The sequence below is a fragment of the Serratia sp. 1D1416 genome (assembly GCF_003641105.1).
GTDB classification, from domain to species: Bacteria; Pseudomonadota; Gammaproteobacteria; order Enterobacterales; family Enterobacteriaceae; genus Serratia; species Serratia ficaria.
This window is the reverse complement of record NZ_CP032738.1, coordinates 3,063,116-3,089,912: the sequence shown is the minus strand read 5'-3', so window position 1 is coordinate 3,089,912 and position 26,797 is coordinate 3,063,116. Positions and strand designations below refer to the sequence as shown.

General features: G+C 62.8%; 25 protein-coding genes and 2 pseudogenes. 8 read left to right on the top strand and 19 right to left on the bottom strand.

Going from position 1 to position 26,797, the window contains the following annotated elements; all coding sequences use genetic code 11:
• Window positions 1-94: 94 nt before the first annotated feature.
• Complete coding sequence (gene ybiO, locus D7I37_RS15015; protein ID WP_129543936.1) at window positions 95-2,323, top strand: mechanosensitive channel protein; 2,229 nt, start codon at window positions 95-97, stop codon at window positions 2,321-2,323.
• On the opposite strand, the gene rlmF is transcribed toward ybiO, so the two are convergent.
• Window positions 2,320-3,285: a 23S rRNA (adenine(1618)-N(6))-methyltransferase RlmF gene (gene rlmF, locus D7I37_RS15010; protein WP_167387240.1), complete on the bottom strand. Its 966-nt coding sequence runs from the start codon at window positions 3,283-3,285 to the stop codon at window positions 2,320-2,322. The two genes, ybiO and rlmF, sit on opposite strands and share 4 nt — an antisense overlap.
• A gap of 142 nt (window positions 3,286-3,427) precedes the next feature.
• Between rlmF and D7I37_RS15005 the strand changes: the two genes are divergently transcribed.
• Entirely contained in the window at window positions 3,428-4,057 is a 630-nt protein-coding gene (locus tag D7I37_RS15005) for a flavin reductase family protein (protein WP_095096464.1), read from the top strand.
• Window positions 4,053-4,280 (top strand): annotated as a pseudogene (locus D7I37_RS15000) (YdgH/BhsA/McbA-like domain containing protein); the annotation flags it as partial. The gene D7I37_RS15005 and the pseudogene D7I37_RS15000, both read left to right, overlap by 5 nt.
• 59 nt (window positions 4,281-4,339) lie before the next feature.
• Here D7I37_RS15000 and D7I37_RS14995 read toward each other — a convergent pair.
• From D7I37_RS14995 to D7I37_RS27705, 6 genes and pseudogenes are all read right to left on the bottom strand, one after another.
• Complete coding sequence (locus D7I37_RS14995) at window positions 4,340-4,756, bottom strand: putative T6SS immunity periplasmic lipoprotein (RefSeq protein WP_129543935.1); 417 nt, start codon at window positions 4,754-4,756, stop codon at window positions 4,340-4,342.
• On the bottom strand, window positions 4,753-5,163 hold the full coding sequence (locus tag D7I37_RS14990; protein ID WP_242502699.1) for a hypothetical protein: 411 nt from the start codon (window positions 5,161-5,163) through the stop codon (window positions 4,753-4,755). Before D7I37_RS14990 ends, D7I37_RS14995 begins: the two co-directional genes overlap by 4 nt.
• A 247-nt stretch (window positions 5,164-5,410) precedes the next feature.
• The gene (locus D7I37_RS14985) at window positions 5,411-7,267 is read right to left on the bottom strand and encodes a M3 family metallopeptidase (protein ID WP_095096458.1); all 1,857 of its coding nucleotides are present in this window, start codon (window positions 7,265-7,267) and stop codon (window positions 5,411-5,413) included.
• A 46-nt stretch (window positions 7,268-7,313) separates the two neighbouring features.
• A complete protein-coding gene (gene ybiB / locus D7I37_RS14980; RefSeq protein ID WP_061797624.1) occupies window positions 7,314-8,273 on the bottom strand; it encodes a DNA-binding protein YbiB in 960 nt (319 codons plus the stop codon).
• A 36-nt stretch (window positions 8,274-8,309) separates the two neighbouring features.
• Complete coding sequence (locus tag D7I37_RS14975; RefSeq protein ID WP_061797626.1) at window positions 8,310-8,942, bottom strand: FMN-binding negative transcriptional regulator; 633 nt, start codon at window positions 8,940-8,942, stop codon at window positions 8,310-8,312.
• 58 nt (window positions 8,943-9,000) lie between these two features.
• A pseudogene (locus tag D7I37_RS27705) lies at window positions 9,001-10,424 on the bottom strand (MFS transporter).
• Between the two features lie 100 nt (window positions 10,425-10,524).
• Between D7I37_RS27705 and D7I37_RS14965 the strand changes: the two are divergent.
• Entirely contained in the window at window positions 10,525-11,361 is an 837-nt protein-coding gene (locus tag D7I37_RS14965; RefSeq protein WP_129543934.1) for a helix-turn-helix transcriptional regulator, read from the top strand.
• Window positions 11,362-11,363: 2 nt separating this feature from the next.
• Here D7I37_RS14965 and D7I37_RS14960 read toward each other — a convergent pair whose 3' ends face one another.
• The 4 genes from D7I37_RS14960 to prpB all read right to left on the bottom strand — a co-directional run bounded on the left by D7I37_RS14960 (window position 11,364) and on the right by prpB (window position 15,648).
• Window positions 11,364-11,993 carry a LysE family translocator gene (locus D7I37_RS14960; protein WP_129543933.1) on the bottom strand — a complete coding sequence of 210 codons (630 nt, stop codon included), beginning with the start codon at window positions 11,991-11,993 and terminating at the stop codon, window positions 11,364-11,366.
• A 77-nt stretch (window positions 11,994-12,070) separates the two neighbouring features.
• Window positions 12,071-13,522 (bottom strand): bifunctional 2-methylcitrate dehydratase/aconitate hydratase, encoded by a 1,452-nt coding sequence (locus tag D7I37_RS14955; protein WP_129543932.1) that lies wholly within the window; start codon window positions 13,520-13,522, stop codon window positions 12,071-12,073.
• A gap of 38 nt (window positions 13,523-13,560) precedes the next feature.
• The gene (gene prpC / locus D7I37_RS14950) at window positions 13,561-14,724 is read right to left on the bottom strand and encodes a 2-methylcitrate synthase (protein ID WP_061797633.1); all 1,164 of its coding nucleotides are present in this window, start codon (window positions 14,722-14,724) and stop codon (window positions 13,561-13,563) included.
• A gap of 33 nt (window positions 14,725-14,757) precedes the next feature.
• Window positions 14,758-15,648: a methylisocitrate lyase gene (gene prpB, locus D7I37_RS14945; protein ID WP_129543931.1), complete on the bottom strand. Its 891-nt coding sequence runs from the start codon at window positions 15,646-15,648 to the stop codon at window positions 14,758-14,760.
• A 244-nt stretch (window positions 15,649-15,892) separates the two neighbouring features.
• On the opposite strand from prpB, the gene prpR reads away from it, so the two are divergent.
• Window positions 15,893-17,497: a propionate catabolism operon regulatory protein PrpR gene (gene prpR, locus D7I37_RS14940; RefSeq protein WP_061797636.1), complete on the top strand. Its 1,605-nt coding sequence runs from the start codon at window positions 15,893-15,895 to the stop codon at window positions 17,495-17,497.
• Between the two features lie 13 nt (window positions 17,498-17,510).
• Here prpR and D7I37_RS14935 read toward each other — a convergent pair whose 3' ends face one another.
• Window positions 17,511-18,419 (bottom strand): DMT family transporter, encoded by a 909-nt coding sequence (locus D7I37_RS14935; protein WP_061797637.1) that lies wholly within the window; start codon window positions 18,417-18,419, stop codon window positions 17,511-17,513.
• Window positions 18,420-18,556: 137 nt separating this feature from the next.
• Here D7I37_RS14935 and D7I37_RS14930 point away from each other — a divergent pair, with 137 nt between their 5' ends.
• Entirely contained in the window at window positions 18,557-18,991 is a 435-nt protein-coding gene (locus D7I37_RS14930; protein ID WP_061797638.1) for an Lrp/AsnC family transcriptional regulator, read from the top strand.
• Here the strand turns inward: D7I37_RS14930 and dinG are convergent, their stop codons facing one another.
• The 4 genes from dinG to D7I37_RS14910 all read right to left on the bottom strand — a co-directional run bounded on the left by dinG (window position 18,992) and on the right by D7I37_RS14910 (window position 22,786).
• Window positions 18,992-21,190 (bottom strand): ATP-dependent DNA helicase DinG, encoded by a 2,199-nt coding sequence (gene dinG, locus D7I37_RS14925; protein ID WP_061797639.1) that lies wholly within the window; start codon window positions 21,188-21,190, stop codon window positions 18,992-18,994.
• Window positions 21,191-21,241: 51 nt separating this feature from the next.
• Window positions 21,242-21,649, bottom strand: a complete 408-nt coding sequence (locus D7I37_RS14920; protein WP_061797641.1) for a tautomerase family protein — start codon at window positions 21,647-21,649, stop codon at window positions 21,242-21,244.
• Window positions 21,650-21,684: 35 nt separating this feature from the next.
• Window positions 21,685-21,999 (bottom strand): carboxymuconolactone decarboxylase family protein, encoded by a 315-nt coding sequence (locus D7I37_RS14915; protein WP_061797642.1) that lies wholly within the window; start codon window positions 21,997-21,999, stop codon window positions 21,685-21,687.
• 133 nt (window positions 22,000-22,132) lie between these two features.
• Window positions 22,133-22,786 (bottom strand): glutathione S-transferase family protein, encoded by a 654-nt coding sequence (locus tag D7I37_RS14910; RefSeq protein WP_129543930.1) that lies wholly within the window; start codon window positions 22,784-22,786, stop codon window positions 22,133-22,135.
• 241 nt (window positions 22,787-23,027) lie between these two features.
• Between D7I37_RS14910 and ompC the strand changes: the two genes are divergently transcribed.
• Together ompC and D7I37_RS14900 are read left to right on the top strand one after the other, a co-directional pair.
• Entirely contained in the window at window positions 23,028-24,113 is a 1,086-nt protein-coding gene (gene ompC, locus D7I37_RS14905; protein ID WP_061797645.1) for a porin OmpC, read from the top strand.
• A gap of 194 nt (window positions 24,114-24,307) precedes the next feature.
• Window positions 24,308-25,156, top strand: a complete 849-nt coding sequence (locus D7I37_RS14900; RefSeq protein ID WP_061797646.1) for a GNAT family N-acetyltransferase — start codon at window positions 24,308-24,310, stop codon at window positions 25,154-25,156.
• A 39-nt stretch (window positions 25,157-25,195) separates the two neighbouring features.
• Here D7I37_RS14900 and D7I37_RS14895 read toward each other — a convergent pair whose 3' ends face one another.
• Genes D7I37_RS14895 through D7I37_RS14885 form a run of 3 tightly spaced genes read right to left on the bottom strand, consistent with a single transcriptional unit; the run spans window position 25,196 to window position 26,735 of the window.
• The gene (locus D7I37_RS14895) at window positions 25,196-25,645 is read right to left on the bottom strand and encodes a GNAT family N-acetyltransferase (protein ID WP_242502696.1); all 450 of its coding nucleotides are present in this window, start codon (window positions 25,643-25,645) and stop codon (window positions 25,196-25,198) included.
• Complete coding sequence (locus D7I37_RS14890; RefSeq protein WP_095096433.1) at window positions 25,639-26,163, bottom strand: GNAT family N-acetyltransferase; 525 nt, start codon at window positions 26,161-26,163, stop codon at window positions 25,639-25,641. The genes D7I37_RS14895 and D7I37_RS14890 overlap by 7 nt, the downstream gene beginning before the upstream one ends.
• Window positions 26,164-26,165: 2 nt before the next feature.
• Entirely contained in the window at window positions 26,166-26,735 is a 570-nt protein-coding gene (locus D7I37_RS14885; RefSeq protein ID WP_129543929.1) for a helix-turn-helix domain-containing protein, read from the bottom strand.
• Window positions 26,736-26,797 lie beyond the last annotated feature (62 nt).

Below are 26,797 nucleotides of genomic sequence, written 5' to 3'. Positions count from 1 at the left end.
ACCACGCCCCGCCGCGTTACATTTCCTACTATACTCATTGTTTTTTATCACATTTGTTTTAATTCGCCGATCACGGAACGCCAAGAGAGGAAAAATGCCGCCGAACGCATGCTCCCGATTCAGTTCTCATCTGCGAGAACGTCTGCTGCCCCTGCTGCTGTTGTTGCTGCTGTCAATGTGCGCCGCGCCGCCGGCGCAGAGCGCGCCAACCGCCCCCGCCGATCGGACAGAACAGCAAAAGGCCTCCTACGCCGCCCTGGCTGACATCCTGCAGGATGACCAGGCGCGCGCCGAACTTATCGCGCACCTGAAGCAATCCGCCGGCGAATCGCCCGCCGACAACGCCTCGCCGCCCGCTCGGCCCGAGGCCGAACAAGCGCCGGCGACGCTGAGCGATAGCCTGAACGGCCTGGCGCAGGAAGGCATCGGCAGCCTTAACCAAAAGCTTCACCTGCGGCAAAAGCTGATCGACTCCGGCCCCAAGCGCGTCTTTCAGCCCGATCGCTTCTTCCGCGCTCTGGGTTATTTCTTGCTGACGGTGGCGGTCACCTTCGCCCTGTTCCACCTGATCCGCCGCCTGATCGCCCCGCTGTACAAACGTATGGGCAGCTGGGGGCACAACGCCAGGCTGCAGAACGGCCCCTGGTATAAACGCCCCGCCGCCATCCTCGGCGCCTTCGCCGTCGATCTGCTGGTGTTGGTGCTGGCATTGGCGGCGGGGCACCTGTTCGCCCGCCACGTCAATGCCGACAACGCGACGATCCTGCGCCTGCAAACGCTGTTTCTCAGCGCCTTTGCGGTGATTGAGTTCTTCAAGGCGGTGCTGCGGCTGCTCTTCGCGCCCAATTTCGATTATCTGCGGCCTTTTCCCTTCAGCGACGCCGGTGCGCACTACTGGAATAAGCGCCTGGCCTGGCTCAGCGGGCTGATCGGCTACGGCCTGATGGTGCTGGTGCCGGTAGTGGCGGTGCAAATCAGCTACCCGGCGGCGGCGGCGGTGAATCTGGCGGTGATGCTGGCGCTGACGCTGTACGCCATCTGGCTGATCCTGCATAACCGCAAACCGATACAGCAGCAAATCAATCTGCTGGCCACGCGTTCGATGGCGTTCTTCAGCGTGATCCTGCGCGGCCTGGGGCACATCTGGCACCTGCTGGCCATCGCCTATTTCCTGGTGCTGTTTGCGCTTTCACAGCTCGATATCGGCAACAGCCTGCGCTTTATGATGACCGCGACGGTGAAAAGCCTGCTGGTGATCGGCGTGGGCGCCCTGCTTTCCGGCATGCTGACCCGCTGGATTTTCCGACGCATCTCGCTGCCGACCGACGTCAACCTGCGCTACCCGCTGCTGGAACGGCGCATCAACTCCTACATACCCAACGGGCTGAAAATCCTGCGGGTGATGGTGGTACTGGCGGTGACGCTGTTCCTGTTCGACGCCTGGCATCTGATCAACCTGCACCAATGGGCGAGCAGCGAGAGCGGGGAAAGGGCGATCGGCGGGCTGGTGCATATCCTGTTGATCCTGCTGATTGCGGTGTTCAGCTGGACCCTGCTGGCCAGCATTATCGAACACCGTCTGGCGCTGGAGCTCAGCAACGGCATTCGCCCAAGCGCGCGCGAGCGCACCCTGCTGACGCTGTTTCGCAACGTGCTGGCCATCGTCATCAGCACCATCACCATCATGATCGTGCTGTCGCAGGTGGGGATTAACATTGCGCCGCTGCTGGCGGGCGCCGGCGCGCTCGGCCTGGCGATCAGCTTCGGCGCGCAAACGCTGGTGAAGGACGTGATCACCGGGGTGTTCATTCAGTTCGAAAACGGCATGAACACCGGCGAGTACGTGACCGTCGGCGGCATCACCGGCACCGTCGAACGCATGACCATCCGTTCGATCGGCCTGCGCGACGACTACGGCGTCTATCACATCGTGCCCTTTTCCTCGATCACCACGCTGGCGAACTACGCGCGCGAATTTGGCGTTTACCGCGCCAACTACACCGTCAGCCGCGACGAAGATATCGACCGGGTCAACGAAGTGCTGCATCAGGCCGTCGAGGCGCTGAAACAGGATGAGCAAGTGAAGCATTTCCTGATCGGCGAACCGACGTTCAACGGCGTGGTGGCATTGGGCGATCGCTCATTCACCACCCGCGTTACGGTGCGAACCCAGGCGCTGAAACAGTGGGTGGTGCAATACGCCCTCGACAGGCTGGTGAAGATGCACTTCGACCAGGCCGGCATCAGCATGCCGCAGCAGGCGATGCAGCTGTCGTATGCGCCAGGGCAACCCCAGCCAGAATCCTCCCCCGCGGGGGATTAACGCCAGCGCTCGGCCGCCCAGGCGGCCTGCTGTTCGGCGTCGTGGAAGGTCCAGGCGATGAAGCGGCTGATCTTTTGCCCCTGCGCCATCTCGATGGTGCGCACTTCCGCCGCGCCCGCCAGCTTCAACGCATGATTGAGCGCCGGCAGGGTGGTGTTTTTGGAAATCAGCGAGGTGAACCACAGGCAGTTTTTCGCCTTGCCGACGCTCTCTTCCACCATCTTGCGCACGAAGGCCTCTTCGCCGCCTTCGCACCACAGTTCGTTATTCTTGCCGCCGAAGTTCTGCACCGGCTTATCGGCCACCTCCCCCTTGCCCAGCTTGTGCAGCTTGCGGCGGGTGCTGGCGCGCGCTTCCTGTTCGGAGCCGTGGAACGGCGGATTGCACAGCGTGGCGTCGAATTTCTCCGCCACGCCGATGATGCCGGTGAAGATCGACTCCGGCTGTTTCTGCAGGCGCAGACGCACGCTGTTGCGCAGCGTCGGGTTCATCTCGACGATCATTTTGGCCGAGTTGAGCGACACCGGGTCGATTTCGGAACCGGTAAAGCGCCAGCCGTATTCGCGCAGGCCGACGATCGGATAAATGCAGTTGGCGCCGACGCCGACGTCGAGGATCGCCACGCCCTTGCCGCGCGGGATTTCGCCGCCGTTGGCGGTCGCCAGCAGATCCGCCAGATGGTGCAGGTAGTCGGCGCGGCCCGGGATCGGCGGGCACAGGTAGTCCGCCGGAATGTCCCAATGCTCAATGCCATAGAAATGCTGCAGCAGCGCACGGTTGAGCATTTTCACCGCCGCAGGGTCGGCGAAGTCGACCGAGATATCGCCCCAGGCGTTCGGTTTCACGAACGGCTCAAGCGCCGGGCAGCTGGCGATCAGCGCCGGGAAATCGTAGCGTGAACGATGACGGTTGCGCGGATGCAGGCCGCTTTTCTGCTGCGGGAAGCTTTTCTTTTTTTCCACCGTGACGGGCTCTCTTGAAGGTATTTCTGGCGCGTAAGATAACACATCCCCCGCTTAATTGGCGCGGCGGCGGCGGCGCAAACTTGCAGCCGGCGCGAAACCCGTCAAAATAGAAGCTTCGTTGATTATCGCAAGGTCGTCTATGAGCAGTGAATCCCGTTACTACTATGAGCCCGCCGCAGGTCATGGCCTGCCGCACGATCCGCTGAACGCTATCGTCGGCCCGCGCCCCATCGGTTGGATTTCTTCCCGCGGCGCCGACGGCCGGCGCAACCTGGCCCCTTACAGCTTCTTTAACTGCTTCAATTACCGCCCGCCGATCATCGGCTTCGCCAGCACCGGCTGGAAAGACAGCGTGGCGAATATCGTCGAAACCGGCGAGTTCGTCTGGAACCTGGCGACCCGCCCGCTGGCCGAAGCAATGAACAACAGTTCGGCGGCGTTGGCGCGCGGCGAAGACGAGTTCGCCTTCGCCGGCCTCACGCCGCTGCCAGGCCGCCGGGTGCAGGCCGAACGCGTCGCGGAAAGCCCGGTGAATTTCGAATGCCGGCTGACCCAGTGCATTCAGTTGCAAACCGCCGCCGGCGAACAGGTAGAAACCTGGCTGGTGTTGGGGGAAGTGGTGGCGGTGCATATCGATCCCGCGCTGCTGGATGAGCACGGCGTCTACCAGACCGCCGCCGCCGAGCCCATTCTGCGCGCCGGCGGCCCTACGGCCTACTATGGCATCTCCGAGCAGCACCGCTTTGATTTGACCCGACCGACACGCTAAGACCGCCCTCTCTTTCTGTTCTTTCGCCGCAGAGTACCTCAGCGCGCAAGACGCCGGCCAGTTTGAAAAAGCCGGCGTAATCGTCGCCAGCAGCGCTACCGACCTGAGCAGCCTCAAGGCGCAGCTGTCCGCCAAGGCCGATGCGGCCGGCGCCAAAGCCTTCACCATCACCTCCACCAGCGGCAACAACCTGATGCACGCTACCGCGGTAATCTATAAATAATACGCGTTTGCCGATACGCCGGTATTCAGCCGGCGGGCTTCTAGATCGAACGAAGACCGTTAGCGCTGGACAGGTTCCATGACGATTTGTTGCTTATCATTCATGTCATTCACGAGCCTGAACTCCGTCCAATATTTACGTGGCGTGTCGTCATAGGCTTCACCGATAGTTGAAATCTCAACCGAATAGCTGCTCCCGGCGACAAACCCCTTAAATTCATCGGCCAAACAGCTTCCTGGCATGACAATCATCACCGGTTGTCCAGGTTCAACGGAAGCTGACCATTCTGCTTTCCCTCCTTTGCCTGGCCGGTAAATGCTTATGCCGACCAGTTTACGAATCCCTGAAACATCATCAGGCACGCTAATGCACACGTGATTATTTTTGACGCTGGCATCAGCCTGATAGTGCCATGGTCGTTCCTGAACACAACCGGTGAGAAGTGATAAGGTCAGTAGAAAAGTCAAAATTCTCATTTCATTGCCTTCGGGTTTTTTGGGTTTTGAATAAATATACGTAATGTCGTTTCATAACGTGTTTTGAGATCCGGCCCATCCAACCCTTTCATAAGCTTGTTACGGCGCCACTCTTCACGGCTAAAGCGAACCAGTAAGAAGTAATCGGCAAGAATGGAGGCTTGCTGCTCCATACCATAGTCAGCGAGCGTGTTGTCATTAGGAAGTGAATATTCATAAGTTGCCGCCCAGCTCATTGATCCCTTCAGCAAAACATTCATTTTCATTTGATATTGCCAAACATGCGCCATTTCATGAATGAACCAGTGTTGAAAACCAGCACTTTCCATTGCGTAATCTTCGCGAAAATTCTTTGGCTTGAAATAAATTTCACCATTTGGCGTGACAGCCGTATTGTCATTTTGCAAGCCAAAAGGAAAATATCCTGTCCTGCGTTATGCGCTCTGACGCGAGAATAGTCGATCGCATCTTTATAAATTATTTGGGCTATCCCTTTAGACGTGGTCATATCATCAGTTCCATTGAAAAGCGAAAAACTAACCTACTACATAATCCCCCATACGCTGGAACACCCTGATCGTTTGGGATAATTCTCCCAAGAAAAAAGCCCCTTCCGGGGCTTTGCAACTAAAAATCGCGGCTCACCCTAGCGCCTCAGGCCAGACGCGCGTTAATCGCCGCGGCGAAATCGCGACACATCCGCTCGTCGCCGTCGGCGTTGTCCGCCAGCAGCGTATCCCCGTCCACCACTCGGATATGCGCCGCCAGGGAGAAATCCGCCGGCGGCTGCGGCCGTGCGGCTGCGGCGGCGATGCATTGCTGCGCCTCATGCCAGGCCTGCGCCACCGTCCGGTTACAGGCCTGGGCCAGATAGTCCGGATTGAAGCCCTCGCCGGTCAGGCTGCGCAGCGTATCGTCATGGCTGACGCCGTTGCCCGGCAGCCAGTAGTGGCGCGCCAGATCCGGCCCTATCGCCGGGTTGTCGGTCAGATAGCCGTCGCGCTGCAGGAAGAATTGGCGGGTCTGCTCCACCGCCATCATCGCCAGCAGATAGCCCTGATAGGAACAGGCCGACTCCAGCGACAGCAAATGCGGGATCGCCAACGTCGGCCGCGGGCTGCCGCTGATGCCGAGGATCTTTTGCTCGACCTCGCGCGCCAGCGCGGTGATCGCCTGCGGCGTGCGCTGTTCATCGTCCCATTGATACAGCGCCCACTCGAAATACGGCACCAGCAGAATGTGCCGTTCGTTGAACGCGCGCATCGGCTGGCGTGCGGCGATGCCGGCCTCGATCAAGGCATCCGGCACCGGCTCATCGGCGGCGTTTTTCGCATAGCGCTTCAGCCAATCGGCGTCATCCAGCAGGCTGTCGCAGAACATCGACTGGGTTTCGGCATAGGCCATCGAGGTCGGCGGGAATTCCTGCGAAAAGCACGGGGCGTTTTGACAAATATTGGCGAAGTGCGCCGCGTGGCCGCCTTCGTGAAACAGGGTATTGAGGCCCTGAGCGCCGCTGCCCACCATGCCCGGCTGCGCCAGGCTGGTGAAGTTGATGCGCGCCGGCAGCCACTTGCCCTGCTGAATGAACGGCGGCACCGGGCCGTGCATAAAGCCGTTCTCATATTTGCCTTGACGCACCAGCAAGTCGAGATTCAGCTCCGCGCCGCGAAAACCGATGTGCAACCGCTTGAAACTGTTGACCCAGCGCTCCAGCGAGCGGGCGAACGGGAAATAGGGATCCAGCTGGCGGGTCACGTCGCCGGCGCTGGCGAAGCGCAGGTTCCACGGTTCCAGCGCCTGCTGGCCCTTCTCCGCCGCCAGCTGCTGCAGGCTGCGGGCGTTGGCCTCGCGGGTTTCGCGTTCGAAGCGATCGAGAATGGCGAACAGCTGTTCCGGCGTCATGCGCTCGGTTTTGTTCACCTTGTAATCGAAATAGTTGCGGTAGCCCATCCGGCGCGCAAAGCGATTGCGCAGGCCGATCAGTTCCGGCAGCCCGTTATGCAGCAGCCATTGCTCCAGATCGCGCAGCGCGCTCTGCGAGCTGCGGCGATAGTCTTCATGCGGGTTGGTGGCCTGATTGGTCAGCAGTTCGCCAAGCGACGCCGGCACCCGCCGCCCGTCGGCGTTCAAATGCGTGGCCTGATAACCCTTGCGGCGGGAATACAGATCGGCCTCGGCCTGGATTATCTGATCCAGCAGCGCCTGCGCCTCGCCATCTTCAATAACGTTGCAGTCGAAAAAGCGCAGCCAGCCGTTCAGCCCGTGCTGCAGCGCATCGCGCTGCGCATCCTGCGGCAGCCTCTCCAACCCGGCCAACAGCCGGCGGATTTCGCCCATCCGCCGCGGCTCGGCGATAAAGCGCTTATAGGCGCTTTCCGCGGCTGAAAAACGCGCCGAAACCTCTTCATCGCCGATCCCCATGTAGTTCTGCCAGAACAAATCTTCCTTGGCGCGGTGAACGTCGAGATAATCCTGATTCAATTGATTGAAGTAATCGAGAGCCTGTTGCATAACCATCCTTCAGCCGATATGCGTGATGTTCCAGTATAGGCGGGATTCAGGCCTGTCGCAGACGCGCCAGGCCCTGCTCCAGCGTCTCAACCTCGCCGGCGGCCACCAGGCAGCAGGCGATTTGCCGCTGGATCGACAGCGGGATCGCCACCTCCCCCGCCAGGCAACGTTCGATCCAACGGGCGGTGGTGTCGGCGTCCCGGGCGGCCGGCAGCGCCGGGGTTTCATCCTGCCCCGGCCGCTCCAGCAGCACCCGCTGTTCGCCGTCGGCGATATAATGGATCTGCGGGCAGCGCTGCGGGTTGGCGTAGGCTTCCCCCTCGGTGCCGTGCATCAGCAGCCCGCGGGCGCCGATCTGGCGGAAGAAAGACGCCACGCGGCCGACGTACTCCGGGTGCGAAACGCTGGCGAGGCGCAACGCATCCTGCTCGCCAAACGGCGTCGCCAGCTTGGCCAGCGTATGCGCGCTGTTGCGCACCCCCATCCGCCAGCGCAGGCCGAGCTGCCGAGCCAGCGGCGCCGACAGCGCGGACACCGGCATGAATACCGGTTCGCCGCTGTCCAGCCGCCGCTGGGCGTGAACGGCGTCTTCCGACCACGGCAGCCCCAGCGCGCGAAAGGTTTCGGCGCTGGTCACGCGGGTGCTGTCGTCCAACACGCCGTGCACCACCACCGGCAACCCGACTTTCGCCAACAGCAGCGCCAACAGCGGCGTCAGGTTCGCCTGCTTGCGCGCGCCGTTATAGCTCGGCAACACCACCGGCAACGGCCGCCCCTGCGGCGCCTGCAGCGGCAAAACCTGCTGCTGCATCGCCTGATAGAACCCCAGCATTTCCTCTTCGGCTTCGCCCTTGATGCGCAGCGCGATCAGAATGCCGCCCAGTTCCAGCTCAGGCACCTCGTCGGCCAGCATCGCCTGATACAGCGCGAACGCGGTTTGCCGATCCAGATCGCGCGCATGATTTTTGCCGCGACCTATTTCTTTGATAATTTTGCTGTAATCCATCGCCTGCTCCCCTGATGTCACTCTGGTTAGCATACCCTATCCGCGCCGCCGCTCAACCTCCTCCGCCAGCCGCCGCTGCGCCTCACCACCGGCGCGCAGCCCGTCAATCACGCCGTCGATATCCCCGGCGCTGCGGTTCTGGCTCATTTTCCATTTGCCTTCGCGCCGGGTAACGGCGATTTCGATGCCGACAATGCCCCTGATTTGCCCGGCGATATAGCCGGCCGGCGCATCGTCGAGCCGCCAGGGGGCGGGCTGACGCCCCTCCTGCAGCGCCGTCAGCCCCTCCAGCTGCCGCCGCAGCCAAAGCGGATCCTCGATCACCGTCGGCACGCCGTGGAACTGCACCAGGCTGTAATTCCAGGTCGGCACCGCTTTGCCGGTCAGGCGCTTGGATTCATACCAGCCCGGCGAGATATAGCCTTCCGTCCCCTGGAATATCACCAGGCACTCCGGCGTCTGCCGCAGAAGTTTCCAGTGGCCGTTGGCGCGCGACAGATGCGCCCGCAGCCACAGCTGCCCCTGCGGGTCGGCGTCGATCAAAAACGGCAGCGGATCGGCCGTCAGCCCCTGTTCCCCCTGGCTGACCAACATGCCCAACGGATTGGCGCGCGCCAGCGCAAGCTGCGCCTCGAGACGGTCTTCGCGAAATGCGGCGGGTTGATACATAACGTTGGCTCCTCAAGCTCTGCAAATGATGCAGACAGCAATAGCACCCGCCGGCGGTTTACTGAAGATCCACTTTATGCCGCTGTCGGATGATCCACTTAAGCAGCACAAAGGCGATGGCCATCGCCAGCAGGTTGTAGAGCATCGCGCCGGCAAACGCCTGGCCATAGCGCTCCGCCCCGCCGCCGCCGGCCAGCAGCGGCACGAAAAAGGCGCCGCTGGCGACGATGCCCAGCGCGCCGCCCACCTGTTGCACGGTGGAGACCAGCCCGGCCGCCATGCCCGCCTGACGCTCGTGCGCCAGCCCGAGCACCAGATTCAGCAGCGGCGTCATGCTCAGCGCCTGGCCGAAGCCCAACGCCACCAACCCCGGCAACAGCCGCAGCGGATGAACCAACGCCGCGCCCCACAGCACCTGAGCCACCAGCAGCGCCAGGCCCGCGGCGTAGACGGCCACGCCTGTCGCCAGCACCTGGTCGCCCCAGCGCTGCGCCAGCCTGGGCGCCAGCATCGACGCCAGCATGAAGGCCAGGCTGGCGGGAGCGAACAGGCTGCCGGCCTGAAACGGCGTCAGCCCCACGCCCGCCTGCAGCAGCAGCGCGAAACAGAGAAAGAAGGAGGAGGCGGTAGAGTAAATCGCCAGCACCACCGCCACGCCATGCGCGAAATGCCCCTGCCGGAACAGCGCCGGGTCGAGCACCGCATCGCCGGAACGCTGCGCCAGCCGTCGCTCCCAGCGGATAAACCCCCACAGCGTCGGCGCCGCCAGCGCCAGCGTCGGCCACACCCACTGCGGCCAGCCGCGTGACGGCCCTCCAGCAGCGGCACCAACAGCAGCAACAGCCCGCTGGCCGCCAACAGCAAGCCGACGCCATCCAGCCGCTGCGCCTGCGGCAGCCTCGACTCCGGCAGGCGCCGGGCGGCCAGCAGCGCCAGCCCGCCAATCGGCAGGTTGATCAGGAAAATCATCCGCCAGCCGCTGCCGAAAACATTCGCCTCAATGATAAACCCGCCGAGGATCTGGCCGAAAATAGCCGCCAGCCCCAGCGTCATGCCCAGCCAGGCAAAGGCGCGCCGCCGTTGATGCGGGTTGTACAACACCCGCAGCAGCGCATAGATTTGCGGGAACAGCAGCGCCGCCGCCGCGCCTTGCAGAAAGCGCGCCACAATCAGCATGCCGAGAGAGCTCGCCGCCCCGCACAACGCCGAGGTCAACGCGAACCCCAGCATGCCGAGACTGAACATCCGCCGCCGCCCGAAGCGATCCCCCAAACGCCCGCCGGCGATCAATAGCACGCCAAACGCCAGCTCATAGCCGGCGACGATCAGCCCAACGCCGGAAAAATCGGCGGCGAACTGCCGTTGGATCACCGGGGCCGCCACGTTGACCACAAACAGGTCGAACACCGTGACAAACCCGCCCAGCAACAACACCGGCAGGCCGGGCAAACCCCGCGTGCCGCAAGATAATGACTGTTCCATAACTGCCTCCAGAAATTGGGATGGCGGCAGTATGGAACATGTCTTAAACTGTTACTATATAGCCACTTATACTATTACTGACAGCAACAGGACGGCCCACATGCCCCCACGCGCGCTCAACCGCACCCGTCAGGAACTGGCGGATTTTTTACGCCAAAAACGCGAACGTCTGACGCCGCAGGCGGTAGGCCTGCCGAGCGGCAGCCGACGCCGCACACCGGGGCTGCGGCGTGAGGAGGTCGCGGCCCTGGCCGGCGTCGGCCTGACCTGGTACACCTGGCTGGAGCAAGGGCGGGAAATCAATGCGTCGGTGGAGTTTTTGGAGAACCTGGCGCGGGTGCTGAAGCTGGACGCCACCGGCCGCTATCACCTGTTTCTGCTCGCTCATCAACGGCCGCCGGTGTCGGTCGGCCATCAGTGGTGCCAGGTCTCGCCGCTGGTGCGCCGCCTGCTGGACGATTTGACGCGGCGGCCGGCCTACGTGATGAATTTAAGCTGGGACATCATCGCCTGGAACCCGGCGGCGGAGCGGCTGTTCGCTATCGGTGAACGCCCGGCGGAACAGCGCAACATGCTGTGGATGCTGTTCGCCGATCCGCAGCTCAATCAACGGCTGGTGGAATGGCAGGCGCAGGCGCCGCAGGTGCTGGCCAGTTTCCGCCGCGACTACGCCCGCGCGCCGGAAGACGAGGTCATGCGGCAACGGGTACAGGCGCTGGAGCAGGTATCGCCGCAGTTCCGCCGGCTGTGGCAACAGCACGACATTCACGGCCGCTGCCAGGGGCAACGCACCTTCGAGGTGGCGGAGGTCGGCCAGGTCACCTTCGAGCACGCGTCTTTTATCGTCGACGAAGAAAATCATCTGCGGCTGGTGATGTACAGCGCGCTGGCGGATAGCCCGGCCAGCGCGGCGTTTGAAGCGCTATTGCAGGAATAGGCTTATTTGCGGCCGTCGAAAATCAGCTTGCAGGCCAGGCCGGCGAACACCCCGCTCAGCAGGTAATTCGGCCAGCGGGCGCTGAAGCGACGGCCGGCAAAGCGGCTTTTCATGCGGCTGACCGCCAGGATCACCCCGCCGTTGATCAACAACCCGACCAGGTTCAACACCGTGGCCAGCATCAGCATCTGCACCACCACCGAGCCGGCGTGCGGATCGATAAACTGCGGGAACAGCGCCAGCACGAACAGCGCCATTTTGGGATTGAGGATATTGGTGAACAGCCCCTGGCGGAAAATGCGCGCCGTCGGCACCGCCTGCAACCCGGCGGAAGCCTGCAGGCTGCTGCCCGATCGCAGCGTTTTCCACGCCAGATACAGCAAATAGGCCGCGCCGAGCATTCTCACCGCGTCGTAAGCCAGCGGCACGGCGACAAACAGCTGCGACAAACCCAGCGCCGCCGCCAGCGCGTGGCAATAGGTGCCAAGCTGAATGCCCGCCAGCGAGGCGAAACCGGCGCGCCGCCCCTGGCTGATGCTGCGCGAAGCTATCAGCAGCATGTCCGGGCCGGGGGTGAGCGTCAGCGCCAGACAGGCACCGGAAAACAGCAACAGCGTAGCGGCATCAATCATATATCACCTGGGATCGTCGTCGGGAAGCGGAGCTTCCATCATAGCGACGGCGGCGCTTTTTGCCAGCGCCGTTCGCCTCAAATCACCCACAGGTCGAGGTACTCGTTGACCGGCATGCGCTCCAGCCGCTGCCGATCCAGCGAGACCGCCAGAATGCGCTGCCGCTGCAAAGCCGGGAACTGGCGCGCCAGGTTGGTTTTGAATTTCTCGATCAGCAGCGGAATGCCTTCTTCGCGCCGCCGCGCGTGGCCGATAGGATACGCCACCGTCACCTCGTCCAGGGAGCTGCCGTCGGAAAACGTCACCGTCAGCGCATTGGCGATCGCGCGTTTTTCCGGATGGTGGTAATCGCGGGTAAAGGCGGCGTCCTCCTGGCAATGGATCTTGCTGCGCAACGCGTCGATACGCGGGTCAGCGGCCACGTTATCCTCGTAGTCGGCGGCCGTCAGCCGGCCGAACAGCAGCGGGATCGCCACCATATACTGGATGCAGTGATCGCGATCGGCCGGGTTATCCAGCGGCCCCTGCTTATCGATAATGCGCAGGCAGGCTTCATGGGTGCGAATGCTCACCCGGTCGATATCGGCGGCGCTTTTCCCGGCGGCCTGCATCTGCCGGTGCAGCGTCATCGCCGCTTCCACGGCGGTCTGGGCATGAAACTCGGCCGGGAACGAAATCTTGAACAGCACGTTTTCCATCACGTAAGCGCCGTACGGCCGCTGGAAGCGGAAAGGTTTGCCGCCGAACGACACCGCGTAAAACCCCCAGGTCGGCGCCGTCAGCGCCGAAGGGTAACCCATCTCGCCGGTGGCGGCGATCATCGCCAGCCGCACCGCCCGGGAGGTCGCATCCCCCGCCGCCCAAGACTTGCGGGCGCCGGCGTTCGGCGCATGCCGATAGGTGCGCAGCGGCTGCCCGTCCACCCACGCCAGCGAAACCGCGTTGAGGATCTCCGCCCGGCTCAGGCCGAGCATCTGCGCCACCACCGCCGTGGACGCCACCTTCACCAGCAGCACGTGATCCAGCCCGACCCGGTTGAAGGCGTTTTCCAGCGCGATGCAGCCCTGAATTTCATGCGCCTTGATCATGGCGATCAGCACCTGTTTCATGGTCAGCGGCGCCTTGCCCGCCGCCACCGCCTGGCGAGACAGCCAGTCAGCCACCGCCAGGATGCCCCCCAGGTTATCCGAAGGATGCCCCCACTCCGCCGCCAGCCAGGTATCGTTGAAGTCGAGCCAGCGGATCATCGCGCCGATGTTGAACGCCGCCTGGATCGGATCCAGTTGAAAGCGGGTGCCCGGCACCCGGCTGCCGTTGGGCACTTCGGCGCCCGGTACCGTCGGTCCCAGCAATTTTTTGCAGGCCGGGTAGCTCAACGCCTCCAGGCCGCATCCGAGGGTATCCAGCAAACAGTAGTGCGCGGTGCGATAGGCCGCCGGCGTCTCGACGGCCTCTTTCATCACGTAGTCGACGATGTCGACCATTTCGCGGTCGAACGGCGGGCGTGGGGGAATGGCAGATTCAAGCATGATGATGTCCAATGGTTCCAGGGTAAAACACCGGGCGCTCAGCGCTGATCCAGCGGCACGAAGGGCCGTTCTTCCGGCCCGATATAGTGGGCGGACGGGCGAATGATCTTGTTATCCAACCGCTGTTCGATAATGTGCGCCGACCAGCCGCTGACCCGGGCCATGACGAACAGCGGCGTGAACATTTCGCTGGGCACGCCCAGCAGGTGGTAAGAGACCGCCGAGAACCAATCGAGGTTAGGGAACATCTTTTTGCTGTCTCGCATCACGCTCTCCAGCCGGTCGGCGATGTCGTACAGTTTCATCGCCCCCGCCTCCCGCGAGAGGCGCAGCGCAATCTCCTTGATCACCTGATGGCGCGGGTCCGACAGGGTGTACACCGGGTGCCCGAAGCCGATAACCACCTCTTTGTTGTCGATGCGGCGGCGGATGTCGCTCTCCGCCTCGTCGGGCGTTTCGTAGCGCTGCTGGATCTCCAGCGACACTTCGTTGGCGCCGCCGTGCTTCGGCCCGCGCAGCGCGCCGATCGCGCCGACGATCGCCGAATAGATGTCGGAGCCGGTGCCGGCGATCACCCGGCCGGTAAAGGTCGAGGCGTTGAACTCATGCTCGGCGTACAGGATCAATGAAGCGTGCATCGCCTGCTCCCAGCTGGCGGAAGGCGGCTCGCCGTGCAACAGGTGCAGAAAGTGAGCGCCGATGGAGTCGTCGTCGGTTTCCGGCTGGATGCGTTCGCCGTTGTGGCTGTAGTGATACCAGTAGAGCAGCATCGATCCCAGCGACGCCAGCAGCCGGTCGGCGATGTCGCGGGCGCCGGCGGCGCCGTGCTGCTCTTTTTCCGGCAGGGTGCAGCCCAATGCCGAGACGCCGGTGCGCATCACGTCCATCGGATGAGAGGCCGCCGGCAGGGCTTCCAGCACCGTGCGCACGCTGGCCGGCAGGCCGCGCAGCGCCTTCAGCCGGTGTTTATAGGCCAGCAGCTCGTCGCGGTTCGGCAGCTTGCCGTGGATCAGCAGGTGGGCAACCTCTTCAAACTCGCAGTGGCGCGCAAGATCGAGAATGTCGTAACCGCGATAGTGCAGATCGTTGCCGCTGCGCCCCACGGTGCACAGCGCGGTATTGCCGGCGGGCACGCCGGACAGCGACACGGATTTTTTCGGCTTATCGCCGGTCGGGCTTGACGGGGGGATCGCTGGATTCATGCTGTCCTCGTTTGGCTTTTCCGGGGACGCCGCTCATTCGCCGCGTTGGCGGGCGAACAAGGCGTCGAGTTTCTCTTCGAACAAATAGTAGTTGATGCTTTCGTACAGCTCATTGCGGGTCTGCATGGCGTCAATCACGTTTTTCTGCGTGCCTTCCGCGCGTAACGCCTGGTACACCCGTTCCGCCGCGCGATTCATCGCCCGGAAGGCCGACAGCGGGTACAGCGCCATATCTACCCGGGCGCTGCGCAATTCTTCGGTGGTGAACAGCGGCGTCGCGCCGAATTCGGTAATGTTGGCGAGGATCGGCACCTGCGTGGCCTCGGCGAACCGGCGATACATGCCCAGCTCGGTGATCGCCTCCGGGAACAGCATGTCGGCGCCGGCCGCCACGTACGCCCGGGCGCGTTCGATCGCCGCCTCCAGCCCTTCCACCGCCAGCGCGTCGGTGCGCGCCATGATCACGAAATCCGGATCGCTGCGCGCGTCTATCGCCGCCCGGATGCGATCCACCATCTCATCGGTGGAAACGATGGCCTTGTTGGGGCGATGGCCGCAGCGTTTGGCGCCGACCTGATCCTCGATATGCAGCGCCGCCGCTCCGGCCTTGATCACCGAGCGCACCGTGCGGGCGACGTTGAACGCCGAGGCGCCGAAACCGCTGTCCACGTCCACCAACAGCGGCAACGGGCAAACGTCGGTAATGCGGCGAATATCGGTCAGCACATCGTCCAGGGTGGATATCCCCAGGTCCGGCAGCCCCAGCGAACCGGCCGCCACGCCGCCGCCGGAAAGGTAGATGGCCTGAAATCCGGCGCGCTGCGCCAGCAGGGCGTGGTTGGCGTTGATCGCGCCGGCGATTTGCAACGGGTGTTCTTTACTCAGCGCCTGGCGAAAGGCCAGGCCTGGTGAGCGCAGCGTCATGGCGTTCTCTCCGATGGGCAGTATGAAACACAGAGAGCAAGGGGCGGGCCAGGTTGGCGGCCGGCGCGAATAAAAATAAAAATCATTTGAAAACAATAAAATGAATTTCAATCTGCCTGCTCAAGCGCGCCCGGCGGAGCGCCAGGGTTTCAACCGGCGTTGCAATCCGCGTTTCACTATTTTTTTGAAACATCGTTGAAACGCGGCTACACCTAAAGCATCTCCTCGGTTTGGTGACCCTTAAATGCGCGACGACAACCCCCAACCCGGCGTTCAGGACAAACCGGTTATATGGACCCTTTCCGTTACCCGCCTGTTCGACCTGTTCCGGGACATCAGCCTGGAGTTCGACCACCTGGCGACCATTACCCCGATTCGCCTGGGCTTCGAGGAGGCGGTGCGGCACATCCGCGAAAAGCTGGCCAGCGAGCACTGCGACGCCATCATCGCCGCCGGCTCCAACGGCGCCTACCTGAAAAGCCGCCTGTCGATACCGGTGATCCTGATCAAGCCCGGCGGTTTCGACCTGCTGCAGGCGCTGAGCAAAGCGCGCAAAACCAGCGAACGGATCGGCGTCATCACCTATAAAGCCCCGCTGCCTGCGCTGCTGGAGTTCCAGCAAACGTTCGACCTGCCGCTGGAACAGCGCAGCTACGTCACCGAAGAGGACGCCCGCGACCAAGTCGCCGAACTGAAAGCCGCCGGCATTCGGACCCTGGTCGGCGCAGGGTTGATCAGCAGTCTGGCGGAAGAAGCCGGGCTCACCGCCATTTTTCTCTATTCGGCCGCCACCATTCGCGCCGCCTTCAGCGACGCGCTGGACGTCACCCGTCTGGTGCAGGCCAACGCCAAACGCAGCGGCGATGACGCCGCGCGCAACCTGCTGCAACCGCGCTACGGGCTCGGCGACTTGCGGGGCGCCTCGCCGCAGATAGAGCAGGTGCGGCGCACCATCTTGCTGTACGCCCGTTCCCCGGCGGCGGTGTTGATCGAGGGCGAAACCGGCACCGGCAAGGAGCTGGCGGCGCAGGCGATCCACCGGGAGTATTTTTCCCGCCGCGGCACCTTGCCCAGAGGGCAAACGCCGCCTTTCGTCGCCATCAACTGCGGCGCCATAGCCGAATCGCTGCTGGAGGCCGAACTGTTCGGCTATGAGGAAGGCGCCTTTACCGGCTCGCGGCGCGGCGGCCGGCGCGGGCTGCTGGAGACCGCCAACGGCGGCACCCTGTTTCTGGATGAGATCGGCGAAATGCCGCGCCATCTGCAAACCCGGCTGCTGCGCGCGCTGGAGGAAAAAGCCGTCACCCGGGTGGGCGGCCAGCGGCCGGTAGCGGTCGACTTTAGGGTCATCAGCGCCACCCACAGCCATCTGGAGCAGGCGATTCGGCAGGGGGATTTTCGCGCCGATCTGTTCTATCGCCTGAGCGCCCTGCGCCTGCATCTGCCGCCGCTGCGGGAGCGAGGCGACGACCTTCCCGCCCTGGCTAAACACTTTCTGAAGCAGTCGCTGGCGGCGCTCGACGTGCCGCTGACGGAGCCGCTGCGCGCCGGCATGGCCGGTTGCTACGCCGCGCTGCAGCGTTACGCCTGGCCCGGCAATCTTCGGGAGCTGCGCAACATGATGGAACGGCTGGCGCTGATGCTGAGCACCGGCGCGGCGCCGACCGAAGAAACCCTGCTTTGGCTGCTGCCGGAGCTGGCCGCCGCGCCGCCGCGCTGCGGAACCCGGGAGCCGCCGCCCAGCGCGCAGGCGGCCCTGGCGCGGTTCGGTGGCGATCACGCCGCCACCGCCCGATTTTTGGGGATCAGCCGCACCACCTTATGGCGCCGGCTGAAAAAACAGGCCTGATCCCCTCGCCGCCTCAGCCGCCGCGCTGGCCGTCCGGCGCCGGCGTCAAGCGCAGCCGCCGCTCGCCGAGCAGGTTCATGCCCGCCGCCGCCAGCAGAATGACGGCCGCGCCGATCAGCTGCAGCGCCACCAGCCGATGGCCGAACGCCAAGCGATCCACCAGCATGGCGGCGATCGGGTAGATAAACGACAGCGAGCCGATCAGGTTGGTCGGCAGTTTCTGCAGCGCACCGTACATCAGCACGTACATCAGCCCGGTGTGCAGCACGCCCAGCGTCGCCAGCATGCCCCATTGCCCGGCGCTGACCGGCGCCTGGAAATCCACCAGCGGCAACAGCATCACCACCCCGACGGTCACCTGGATCAGCGCGATCACGTGCGGCGGCGTGCCCTTCAGCCGCTTGGCGGCCAACGCCATCAGCGCATAGAAAAACGCCGCGCCGAGCGACAGCGCAATGCCCAGCAGATAGTGGTTCTGCCCGCCCGCCTGCCGCGGCTGCGCCAGCACCACCATCATCATGCCGCCGAACGCCAGCGCCAGCCACAGCAGCTTGCGGGCGGTCAGCTGCTCGCCGAGAAACAGCGCCCCCAGCCCCACCAGCATAAACGGCTGGGTGTTGTACACGGCGGTGGCGATGGAAATGGAGGCGTAAGAATAGGCGGCGAACAGCAGCAGCCAGTTGATCACCAGCGCCACGCCGCCGGCGATGGCCAGCAGCAGCGTAGCCCGCGTCAGGATGCCGGGACGCAGCTGGCCCATTGCCGCGCAAATCGCCAGCAGCACCGGCGCCCCCACCGCGCAGCGCCAGAACACCACGTTGAATACCGATTGCCCGGACATCAGCACAAACCAGCCGATGCTGCCGGAAATCAACATCGCCGCAACCATCTCTACCGAACCGCGCTTTATCTCCGCATTCATGCCGTTTTCCTCAATGCTCAGCCAAGGGGCTTAGCTTGCGGCTTTGCGGCGCGGCTTTCCATGGCATAAATAAGGCCAATATGCTTAACTGCCTTTTTATTGCAGGTAAAAATGACAGAATACCTAATGGAGGCGTTATGGATGATATCGATCGCCAGATCCTGACCATTCTGGCCGAAGACGCGCGAGCGTCGTTGAAAACGCTGAGCGCCAAAGCGGGGCTGTCGTCACCCAGCACTGCCGAGCGGCTGCGGCGGCTGGAGGAAAACGGCGTGATCCAGGGCTATACCCTGAACGTCAATCTGCAGGCGCTCGGCTATGCCTTTCAGTCGCTGGTGCGCATCAAGCCGCTGCCGGGCATGCTGAAGAAGGTCGAACAGCTGATCCAGGCGCTTCCCGAGGCGATTGAGTGCGACAAGGTGACCGGCGAAGACTGCTTCATCGTGCGCCTGGTGGCGCATTCGATGGAGCAGCTCGACCAGATCCTCGATCGGCTGGCCGAGCACGCGCAGAGCAATACCTCGATAGTGAAGACCACGCCGGTGAAGCGCCGCCTGCCGCCGCTGCGGTAGCTAACGCCGGCGCCGCTTGGCGAAAGGGTTGCCGCGTTTTTTCTCTTTCTTCGCCGCGTCGGCGGCGGATTTCAGCGCCGCCAGGTGCGCCTTGTCGGCTGCGGGCACCGCGCGTTGTTCTATCGGGAACACCGGCAGCGAAGCCAGCAGCCGCGCGCCGTAGCTTTTGGTCAGCAGCCGCCGATCGTAAATCACGATCTCGCCGCGGCATTCGTTGCTGCGGATCAAACGGCCAACCTGCTGGATCAGGTTAAACGAGGCGCTCGGCAGACTCTGCACTTCAAACGGATAACGCTTCAGCGATTTCAGCCATTCGCCCTCGGTGACGATCACCGGGCTGTCGATCGGCGGGAAGGCAATCTTGTGAATGTGCACCTGGGTCAACAGTTCACCTTTCAGATCCAGCCCTTCGGCGAACGACTGCAGGCCGACCAGCACGCTGGCGACCCCCTTTTCCACCCGTTTGCGGTGCTCCTCCACCAGCCGGTAACGCGGCTGATCGCCCTGCACCAGCAGCATCAGCCGCAGATCGGTGACGTAACCGAGGAAGGTCTGCATCGCCCGGTGGCTGCTGAACAGGATCAGCATGCCCTTGTGCCGGCCGCCGGCCTGCTCGGCGCGGAAGAAGCGCGCCATCTCCTCCAGATGTTCCGCCTCGTTGGCGATCGCCGGTTCAAAGCGCATCTGCGGGATGACTATCTTGCCCTGCTCAACGTGGTTGAACGGCGAAGACAGCGTCTCGAAACGGTCGCCGGCCTTCTCGCTCAGCCCGCTCATTTCCTGCAGCCGCGCAAAGCTGTTCAGCGAGCGCAACGTCGCCGAGGTGACCACCACGTGCGGCACCTTGCGCCACAGCAGCTTTTCCAGCTGGTCGCTGACGCGGATGCCGACGCAGTGCAGATACAGATGGGTCACGTTATCGCGCAGATCGCGGGTCACCCACTTGGAGATCGGCGCATTGGAGGATTTGTCCAGCGCCGCCAGCCGCCACAGCTTGCTCATCGCCTCCAGATAGCCCAGGGTGCGGCTCATCTGAATGATCGCCCGGTGCAGGCGCATGATGTCGTGTTTGCCGGTCTGTTCGGTGAGATCGTTAAGCACGAACTCCGCCAGCCCGCGCAGCGCGTCGGTGAGCTTGAACAGCCGCGCGCAGCTCTCCACCATCTCCGCCGGCAGCTCGCCCATTTCGAAACGATGCTCGGCCACCACGCTGTCGGTGGGCAGAAAGAGGCTGACCTGGCGTTCAAAGACCTGCACCAGCTCGCGCAGCTCTTCGCAGTGATTCTTCAGCCGCTCGCCGTTGGCCAGCCCCGGCGGGTTCTTCGGCCGGTATTGGGTCATGCACTGTTCGACCTGGCGCACGATCGTGTCCAGCTGCAGGTTGGTGGACAGCGCGGTGATTTCGCCGTCGATCTCCAGCGCGTCGCGCGCCACCTCCGGCAGATGGTGCCCTTCGTCCAGCACCAGCAGCAGCTCTTTCGGGTTCGGCAGCACCGACTCGGTCTCCAGCGCCGCCATCACCAGCGCATGGTTGGCCACCACCACGTCGGCGCTCTCAATCTCTTTGCGGGCGAGGTAAAACGGGCATTCGCGGATGTAGTGGCAGTTGCGCCCCAGGCAGTTGGCCTTGTCGGTGCTCAGCTTGGCCCACAGCGGATCCGCGATGGACAGCTGATAATGGTCGCGCAGCCCGTCCCATTCGTGGCGGCTGAGCGCCTTGGTCAGCTTTTGGCACAGCGCCTGCTCTTCTCCGCTGGAAGGCGCCAGCTCATCGTCGAGAAACAGCGTCAGATCGCCCTGCTCGCTGACGTCGGTGCTCATCGCCGCCAGGTTGCGCGGGCAGACATAGCGCCTGCGGCCAAAGGCGCCGGTGAACTTCAGGTCGGGAATGATCTTCTTCAGCAGCGGCAGATCCTTGCTGTAGATCTGATCCTGCAGCGCCACGTTGGCGGTGCTCACCACCAGCGGCTTGCTCTCCGCACGCCCGACGGCGATGCCCGGGATCAAATAGGACAGCGTTTTGCCGACGCCGGTCGGCGCTTCGATCGCCAGATGGCGCGGGTAGTCGCCGGCCAGGGTTTTCGCCACTTCGGCGATCATCTGCCGCTGGGGAGCGCGGGAAATAAAATCCGGTATTTGTTGCTGCAGGGCTTTGTACCACTGGCCTATCTGATCTTTAACTGCGGAGGAGAGCGCCATTCAACTCTTATCTAAACGAAATGATGGCGCCATTGTCCCACAGACCGAGGGTCACGTCAGCCCGGGCGACGCCGGAGTTTCAATCATTGAGGCGCGCCCCGCACTGAACGACCATTCGTCCAACCGGGTGGTGGTGATCACCACCATCAGATCTTCGGGGCGCAGCTGCAGGTTTTCCGCCAGCAGCGCCGCCAGCCGCTGATAAAAGCGCTGCTTGGTGGCGGTGTCGCGCGGGCGGCCGATGGTGATGTAAAACAACACGAAATCCGCCGAACGCGGCCCGCCGAGGTAGTCGCGATCGTACACCAGCTGGCCGGGCCGGTACTGGTCGATAACCTGAAACTTGTCGGCCGGCGGTACGCTGAAGGTGTCGACCAGCGCCTGTTGCAGGCTGTCTGACAGCCGACGCAGATAGTCGGCGGATTTTCCCTGATGCAGGGCAATGCGGCTAAAAGGCATGGGTTACTCTCCCGTAGGGGGCATAACATTCGCCCCTATAATTCCAATTCACGCAGGCGCGCCACCGCGGAGGCCGCAGCGGGCCAGCCGGCGTAAAACGCCAAATGGGTGATCAGTTCGGCCAGCTGTTCGCGGCTGACGCCGTTGCGCTGCGCCAGTTGCAAATGAAACGGCAGCTGCTCCAGACGATTCAGCGCCACCAGGGCGGCGACGGTAATCAGGCTGCGCTCGCGCGGGGCAAGCTGCGGCCGCCGCCAGACGTCGTCGAATAAGACGCTGTCGCTAAGCTGCGCCAGCTTGGGGGCGATATCGCCGAAGGCCTGTTGGCCGGGCGGTTGACTTGATGGCATCACACACTCCTGTCGGTTAACGAATGGCCCTAGGCTACTCGCCGACGCAGCGGGTGAAAATCGGGATTTTCAACGCTAAAGGTTCATAAAAACGGGATGGTTAATGCCCCCCGTTTGACGCGAGGGGCAAGGTCTACTCCAGCGGGGCGACGTGGTCGAAATGCGCCTGGAACAACGCATTCAGTTCCGGGCGCTGCTCGACCCGCCCGGCGATGGCGAGCAGCCGAGGGGCCTGCGGCAGGAACCAACGTCGGCCCGGCCGCCAGTTGCACATCACCGCCACGTACAGATCCAGCGCGCTGAAGGTTTTGCCGAGGAACCAGGGCCCGGCTTCGCTGGCGGCGGCGTCAAGCTGCAGCAACAATTGCTGGCGATAGCGCAGGATCTCCTCCGCCAGGCGCTCCGGCTCCCGCGTTTTCGGCAACCAGCGTTGCGGATGATCGGCATAGGTAAAGGTGGGGTAAATTTCGGCGTTGATAAACATCAGCCAGCGCAGGAAACGCGGCAACAGCGCGGAACCGGACGGCGGCGCCAGCTCGGCGTGCGGCGCGCGATCGTGCAGCAACAGGATTATCGCCGCGCTTTCCGTCATCACTTCGTCATTGGGCAGAATTAAGGTAGGCACCTGCCCCAGCGGATTCAGCGCCAGCAGGCGGTCGCGTTCCGGGCTGTCGAGCGCGTAGTCCACCTCCTCGTAACCCCAGGGGAAAGCGGTCAGTTCCAGCGCGGCGGCGACGATGGTCGAGCCGCTGCCGCAGGCGCCAAGCAATGTATAAGTATCACGCATGATTCCTCCTGCAATCAGGAACGCTATCGCTAACTGTAGACCAGCCGCCGACAGTTGTCCGGCGAGAAAATTCACTCTTTACGCGACTTTTTTAATCGAACGATACGGAAATGAATATTTTGTCATAAATGGATCACATTACTAGGGTAAAAAATCTCCGCCGCCAACATTCAGGCGGCGCGGCAACACAGCAATGCAACTGATGATAAGCGTCTTTCAATCGAATAAAGCAGGGTAAACCATGAAACCTAATCTTCTGGCCGTTATTATTCCGGCACTTTTAATTGCGCAGACAGCACAGGCAGCAGAAATCTACAATAAAGACGGTAATAAACTTGATTTTTACGGCCGGGTAAAAGCACTGCACTATTTCTCTGACGATACCGGCAACGATGGCGATAAAACCTACGTGCGCATCGGTTTTAAAGGCGCGACGCAGATTAACGACATGCTGACCGGTTACGGCCAGTGGGAATATCAAATTTCCGCTAACCATACTGAATCCGACAGCGCGAAAGACACTAAAACCCGTTTGGGTTTCGCCGGTCTGAAATATAAAGATATCGGCTCCTTCGACTACGGCCGCAATTACGGCATCATTTATGACGTCGGTGCCTGGACGGATATGCTGCCGGAATTCGGCGACGACGCCTACGTTAAAACCGACAACTTCATGAACGGCCGCACCAACGGCGTCGCCACCTACCGCAACAACGACTTCTTCGGCCTGGTCGACGGCCTGAAGTTCGCGGTGCAGTATCAGGGCAAGAACGAAAACGACGGCCGCTCCGGCAGCAAGGCGAACGGCGACGGCTGGGGCCTGTCTTCCAGCTACGAAGTCATCGACGGCCTGAGCTTCGGCGCCGCCTATGCCTCTTCCAACCGCACCGCCAGCCAGAAAGCGGGCACCTTCGGTAAAGGCGACAGGGCCGATATCTGGGCCGCCGGCATGAAATATGACAACAACGACGTTTACCTGGCCGCGACTTATTCGCAGAGCCGTAATATCGCACCTATTTCCGTTCCCGTTAATGGCTCAAGCGTCAGCGGCTTCGCCAATAAAGCGGAAGGTCTGGAATTGGTGGCGCAATATCAGTTCGATTTCGGCCTGCGCCCATCGCTGGGTTATGTCCAGCAGAAAGGTAAAGATATTGAAGGCATCGGCGATGCCGACCTGGTTAAATACATCGACGTGGGCGCGTATTATTACTTCAACAAAAATATGTCGACCTATATTGACTATAAAATCAACCAGCTCGACAACGATAATAAATTGGGTCTGAAAGACGACGACGTGATCGCCGTCGCCCTGACCTACCAGTTCTGATGCGACGAATAACCACCACTGCAAACTTTAGCTGTATTTGATCACCCAGAGTTTATTTCGCCGGGCGGCTGCGTCCGGCTTTTTTCTTTTGTGCCGATCAGCGCCGCCCATATCACGGAACGCCAGGGACAAACTTGCCTAACAAAACAAACGGGTCTAGATGTATAGCTTCCTTCCTTTCACTGGAAACCGCCATGCACAACGACGGACCGTTTGAATACCGCCATGCCCTGGGCTACAGCAGCGAGCAACTGGCGCATATCCTCAGCCACTGTTTCGAAGACTATCTCGTTCCCTTCGTGATCGACGGCCCCGGCTTCGCCGGCCGCTTCGGCGCCGAAGATCTCAGCCTTGGCGACAGCGTTGTCGTCATTCACCGCCAGCAACCGGTAGCCATCGCGCTGATCGCCCGCCGCGGCCAGCACAGCCGGGTGGCGGCGCTGTCCATCCGGCCGGAAATGCGCGGCAAAGGCCTGGGCCAGACGCTGATGCGGCGACTGGTCAGCGATGCCAGAGCGCGCGGCGACCGGCGGCTGTCGCTGGAAGTGATCGAACACAACGACGCCGGGCTGGCGCTGTACCACCGCGCCGGGCTGCGCATCGTCCGCACCCTGACCGGGCATCAGGCGCCGGAGCCTGCGCCGGCGGAAAGCGTCGCGCTGCAGGAGATCGACCCGCTGCTCCTCAGCCACCGCCTCACGGCGGAGGGCGCCACCGACCAGCCCTGGCTGGTCGCCCCCGAAACGCTGTTCAAGCTGCCGGGCAAGCCGCGCGCCTTTACCCTCGATCGCCAGGCCTACGCGGTGGTGATGCCCGGCGCCGAAAAATGCTTCCTGCGCATGATTTATGTGCCGCCGCCGCAGCGCGGCAAAGGCCATGCCCGCACGCTGCTGGCCGCGCTGCAGACGCGGTTCGCGCCGCTGCCGCTGGCGGCCGGCGTTTACGTTCCCGAGGTGGCGGCGCCGTTCTTCGAGCGGCTCGGCTGGCGGCAGGAGCCGCTGCGCCAGTTCGAAATGATGATGACCCTGGCCAGCCCGCAATAACCGCCGGCGTACCGCAGGGGCCAGGCGCCTGCGGTATCGTCACAAGGTTTTCTCGAAGCAGAGCGCCTGCGCATTCCCCTGATAACGGCCATAGTTTTCACGCACCCGATACCCCCGCGCCAGGTAGAATCCGACCGCTCGCTGATTGACCCGGCGCGTTTCCAACCACAGCTGCCGATACCCCTGCAGCCGTGCGCGTTGCTCCAGAGCGTGCAGCAGATAACCGCCGATGCCGTTACCGGCCTCACGAACGTACATGCGCTTTAATTCCGCAACCTCAGCGGTCAGCCGACGTAACGCACCGCAGGCTATCGCTTCACCGGCAGCATTACGCACCAACAGGCAACATCCGCCATCGGCATCGAGAGCAGCGGCATCAAATGAAGCTGCGCCGCCGTCGCCGGTAATTTCCGCCAACCGCGCCGACAGTTCCGTCATCAGCGCCTGCGCCTGCAGGGAAACCGCCTCGACAGATTCGATGGTCAGCACGGCAGCAATTTATACATATAGCTGGTGGCGTCCAATGCGCCGCCGTTGCTGGCCATGGCGTACTGCGGAATGCTGCCGGCCAGTTCGAAGCCCAGCCGGCGGTACAGGCCTTCGGCGGTATCGCCGGTCAGGGTGTCCAGCACCAGCAGATGGCGCCGATGTTCTGCCGCCAGCCTCTGCAGCGCCAGCATCAGCTGACGGGCAATCCCCTGCCGGCGCGCCTGCGGATGCACCATCAGCTTGAGCACCTCGGCGCGATGGCGGCCGTTGTCCGGCATATCCAGCAGCAGTTGCACGGTGCCGACCACCCGCCCGGCCTGGCGCGCCACCAGCATCGCCCGATCGCCCCGCTCAATCGCCGGCAGCAGACGACGCCAGAAGGCCTGCGCCTGCTCCAGCGTAAACGGCATCACAAAGCCGATGCTGGCCCCCTGCGCCACGCTGGCCAGCAGCATATCGGCCAGTTCCGGGATCGCGCGTTCCGCCGCGGCGGCGTCCAGTTGTTGTATGTCAGTCATGGTTATGGCCTGCAGATAACGAGGGTGTAATGGGCCGGCTCAGCGCCGGGGACGTGAAATCTTGACGCGCCGAACAGCCGATAGCGCAGGCAGTCGCCGGGGGCCAGACGGAAAGTGCGGCCCTCCAGCGTCAGCTCCAGGCTACCCGCCAGCAGCCATAAATGGTGTTCCAGCGCCGGGATGGACGGCATGTCATAGTCGATCAACGCACCGGCCTCGAGCCGGCCTTCGACAAACTCGGCCCTGTACAGCGCGGCGGGCGGCGAAACCGAACGGCGGTGAAAGCCGCTGGCGCCGTCTACCCACACCGGCTGCTGCTCCCGACGCAGCAGCTCCGGCGGCTCGTCTTCTATTTCGCTCAACAGGCGCGACATGGTCAGCCCATAGGCGGCGCACAGCCGGTTCATCAATGAAGCCGTCGGGCTGGTTTCTCCCCGCTCCACCCTCGACAGCGTCGCCCGGCTGATGGCGGTCCGCTGCGCCAGCTCCTCCAGCGACCAGCCGTGCCGCTGGCGCAAATCGGCCAGCCGCTGCGCCAGCCTGAGGTCGGCATTGTCCAATCCGTTATCCACTGTGTAAGCCCCACCGTTGAAATCTCATATGAGAGAAATAATCTCAAATAAGGGATTGGTCA

What these genes read in the sequence shown, in the direction of transcription:
- D7I37_RS14985 (WP_095096458.1), bottom strand. Translation starts at nt 7,267, where the DNA reads ATGCAACAGGCTCTCGATTACTTCAATCAATTGAATCAGGATTATCTC.
- prpC (WP_061797633.1), bottom strand. Translation starts at nt 14,724, where the DNA reads ATGAATCCAGCGATCCCCCCGTCAAGCCCGACCGGCGATAAGCCGAAA.
- prpB (WP_129543931.1), bottom strand. Translation starts at nt 15,648, where the DNA reads ATGACGCTGCGCTCACCAGGCCTGGCCTTTCGCCAGGCGCTGAGTAAA.
- prpR (WP_061797636.1), top strand. Translation starts at nt 15,893, where the DNA reads ATGCGCGACGACAACCCCCAACCCGGCGTTCAGGACAAACCGGTTATA.
- D7I37_RS14930 (WP_061797638.1), top strand. Translation starts at nt 18,557, where the DNA reads ATGGATGATATCGATCGCCAGATCCTGACCATTCTGGCCGAAGACGCG.
- D7I37_RS14960 (WP_129543933.1), bottom strand. Translation starts at nt 11,993, where the DNA reads ATGATTGATGCCGCTACGCTGTTGCTGTTTTCCGGTGCCTGTCTGGCG.
- dinG (WP_061797639.1), bottom strand. Translation starts at nt 21,190, where the DNA reads ATGGCGCTCTCCTCCGCAGTTAAAGATCAGATAGGCCAGTGGTACAAA.
- D7I37_RS14995 (WP_129543935.1), bottom strand. Translation starts at nt 4,756, where the DNA reads ATGAGAATTTTGACTTTTCTACTGACCTTATCACTTCTCACCGGTTGT.
- D7I37_RS14975 (WP_061797626.1), bottom strand. Translation starts at nt 8,942, where the DNA reads ATGTATCAACCCGCCGCATTTCGCGAAGACCGTCTCGAGGCGCAGCTT.
- D7I37_RS15005 (WP_095096464.1), top strand. Translation starts at nt 3,428, where the DNA reads ATGAGCAGTGAATCCCGTTACTACTATGAGCCCGCCGCAGGTCATGGC.
- D7I37_RS14955 (WP_129543932.1), bottom strand. Translation starts at nt 13,522, where the DNA reads ATGCTTGAATCTGCCATTCCCCCACGCCCGCCGTTCGACCGCGAAATG.
- D7I37_RS14900 (WP_061797646.1), top strand. Translation starts at nt 24,308, where the DNA reads ATGCACAACGACGGACCGTTTGAATACCGCCATGCCCTGGGCTACAGC.
- D7I37_RS14910 (WP_129543930.1), bottom strand. Translation starts at nt 22,786, where the DNA reads ATGCGTGATACTTATACATTGCTTGGCGCCTGCGGCAGCGGCTCGACC.
- D7I37_RS14965 (WP_129543934.1), top strand. Translation starts at nt 10,525, where the DNA reads ATGCCCCCACGCGCGCTCAACCGCACCCGTCAGGAACTGGCGGATTTT.
- ompC (WP_061797645.1), top strand. Translation starts at nt 23,028, where the DNA reads ATGAAACCTAATCTTCTGGCCGTTATTATTCCGGCACTTTTAATTGCG.
- D7I37_RS14890 (WP_095096433.1), bottom strand. Translation starts at nt 26,163, where the DNA reads ATGACTGACATACAACAACTGGACGCCGCCGCGGCGGAACGCGCGATC.
- D7I37_RS14935 (WP_061797637.1), bottom strand. Translation starts at nt 18,419, where the DNA reads ATGAATGCGGAGATAAAGCGCGGTTCGGTAGAGATGGTTGCGGCGATG.
- D7I37_RS14915 (WP_061797642.1), bottom strand. Translation starts at nt 21,999, where the DNA reads ATGCCATCAAGTCAACCGCCCGGCCAACAGGCCTTCGGCGATATCGCC.
- D7I37_RS14920 (WP_061797641.1), bottom strand. Translation starts at nt 21,649, where the DNA reads ATGCCTTTTAGCCGCATTGCCCTGCATCAGGGAAAATCCGCCGACTAT.
- ybiO (WP_129543936.1), top strand. Translation starts at nt 95, where the DNA reads ATGCCGCCGAACGCATGCTCCCGATTCAGTTCTCATCTGCGAGAACGT.
- ybiB (WP_061797624.1), bottom strand. Translation starts at nt 8,273, where the DNA reads ATGGATTACAGCAAAATTATCAAAGAAATAGGTCGCGGCAAAAATCAT.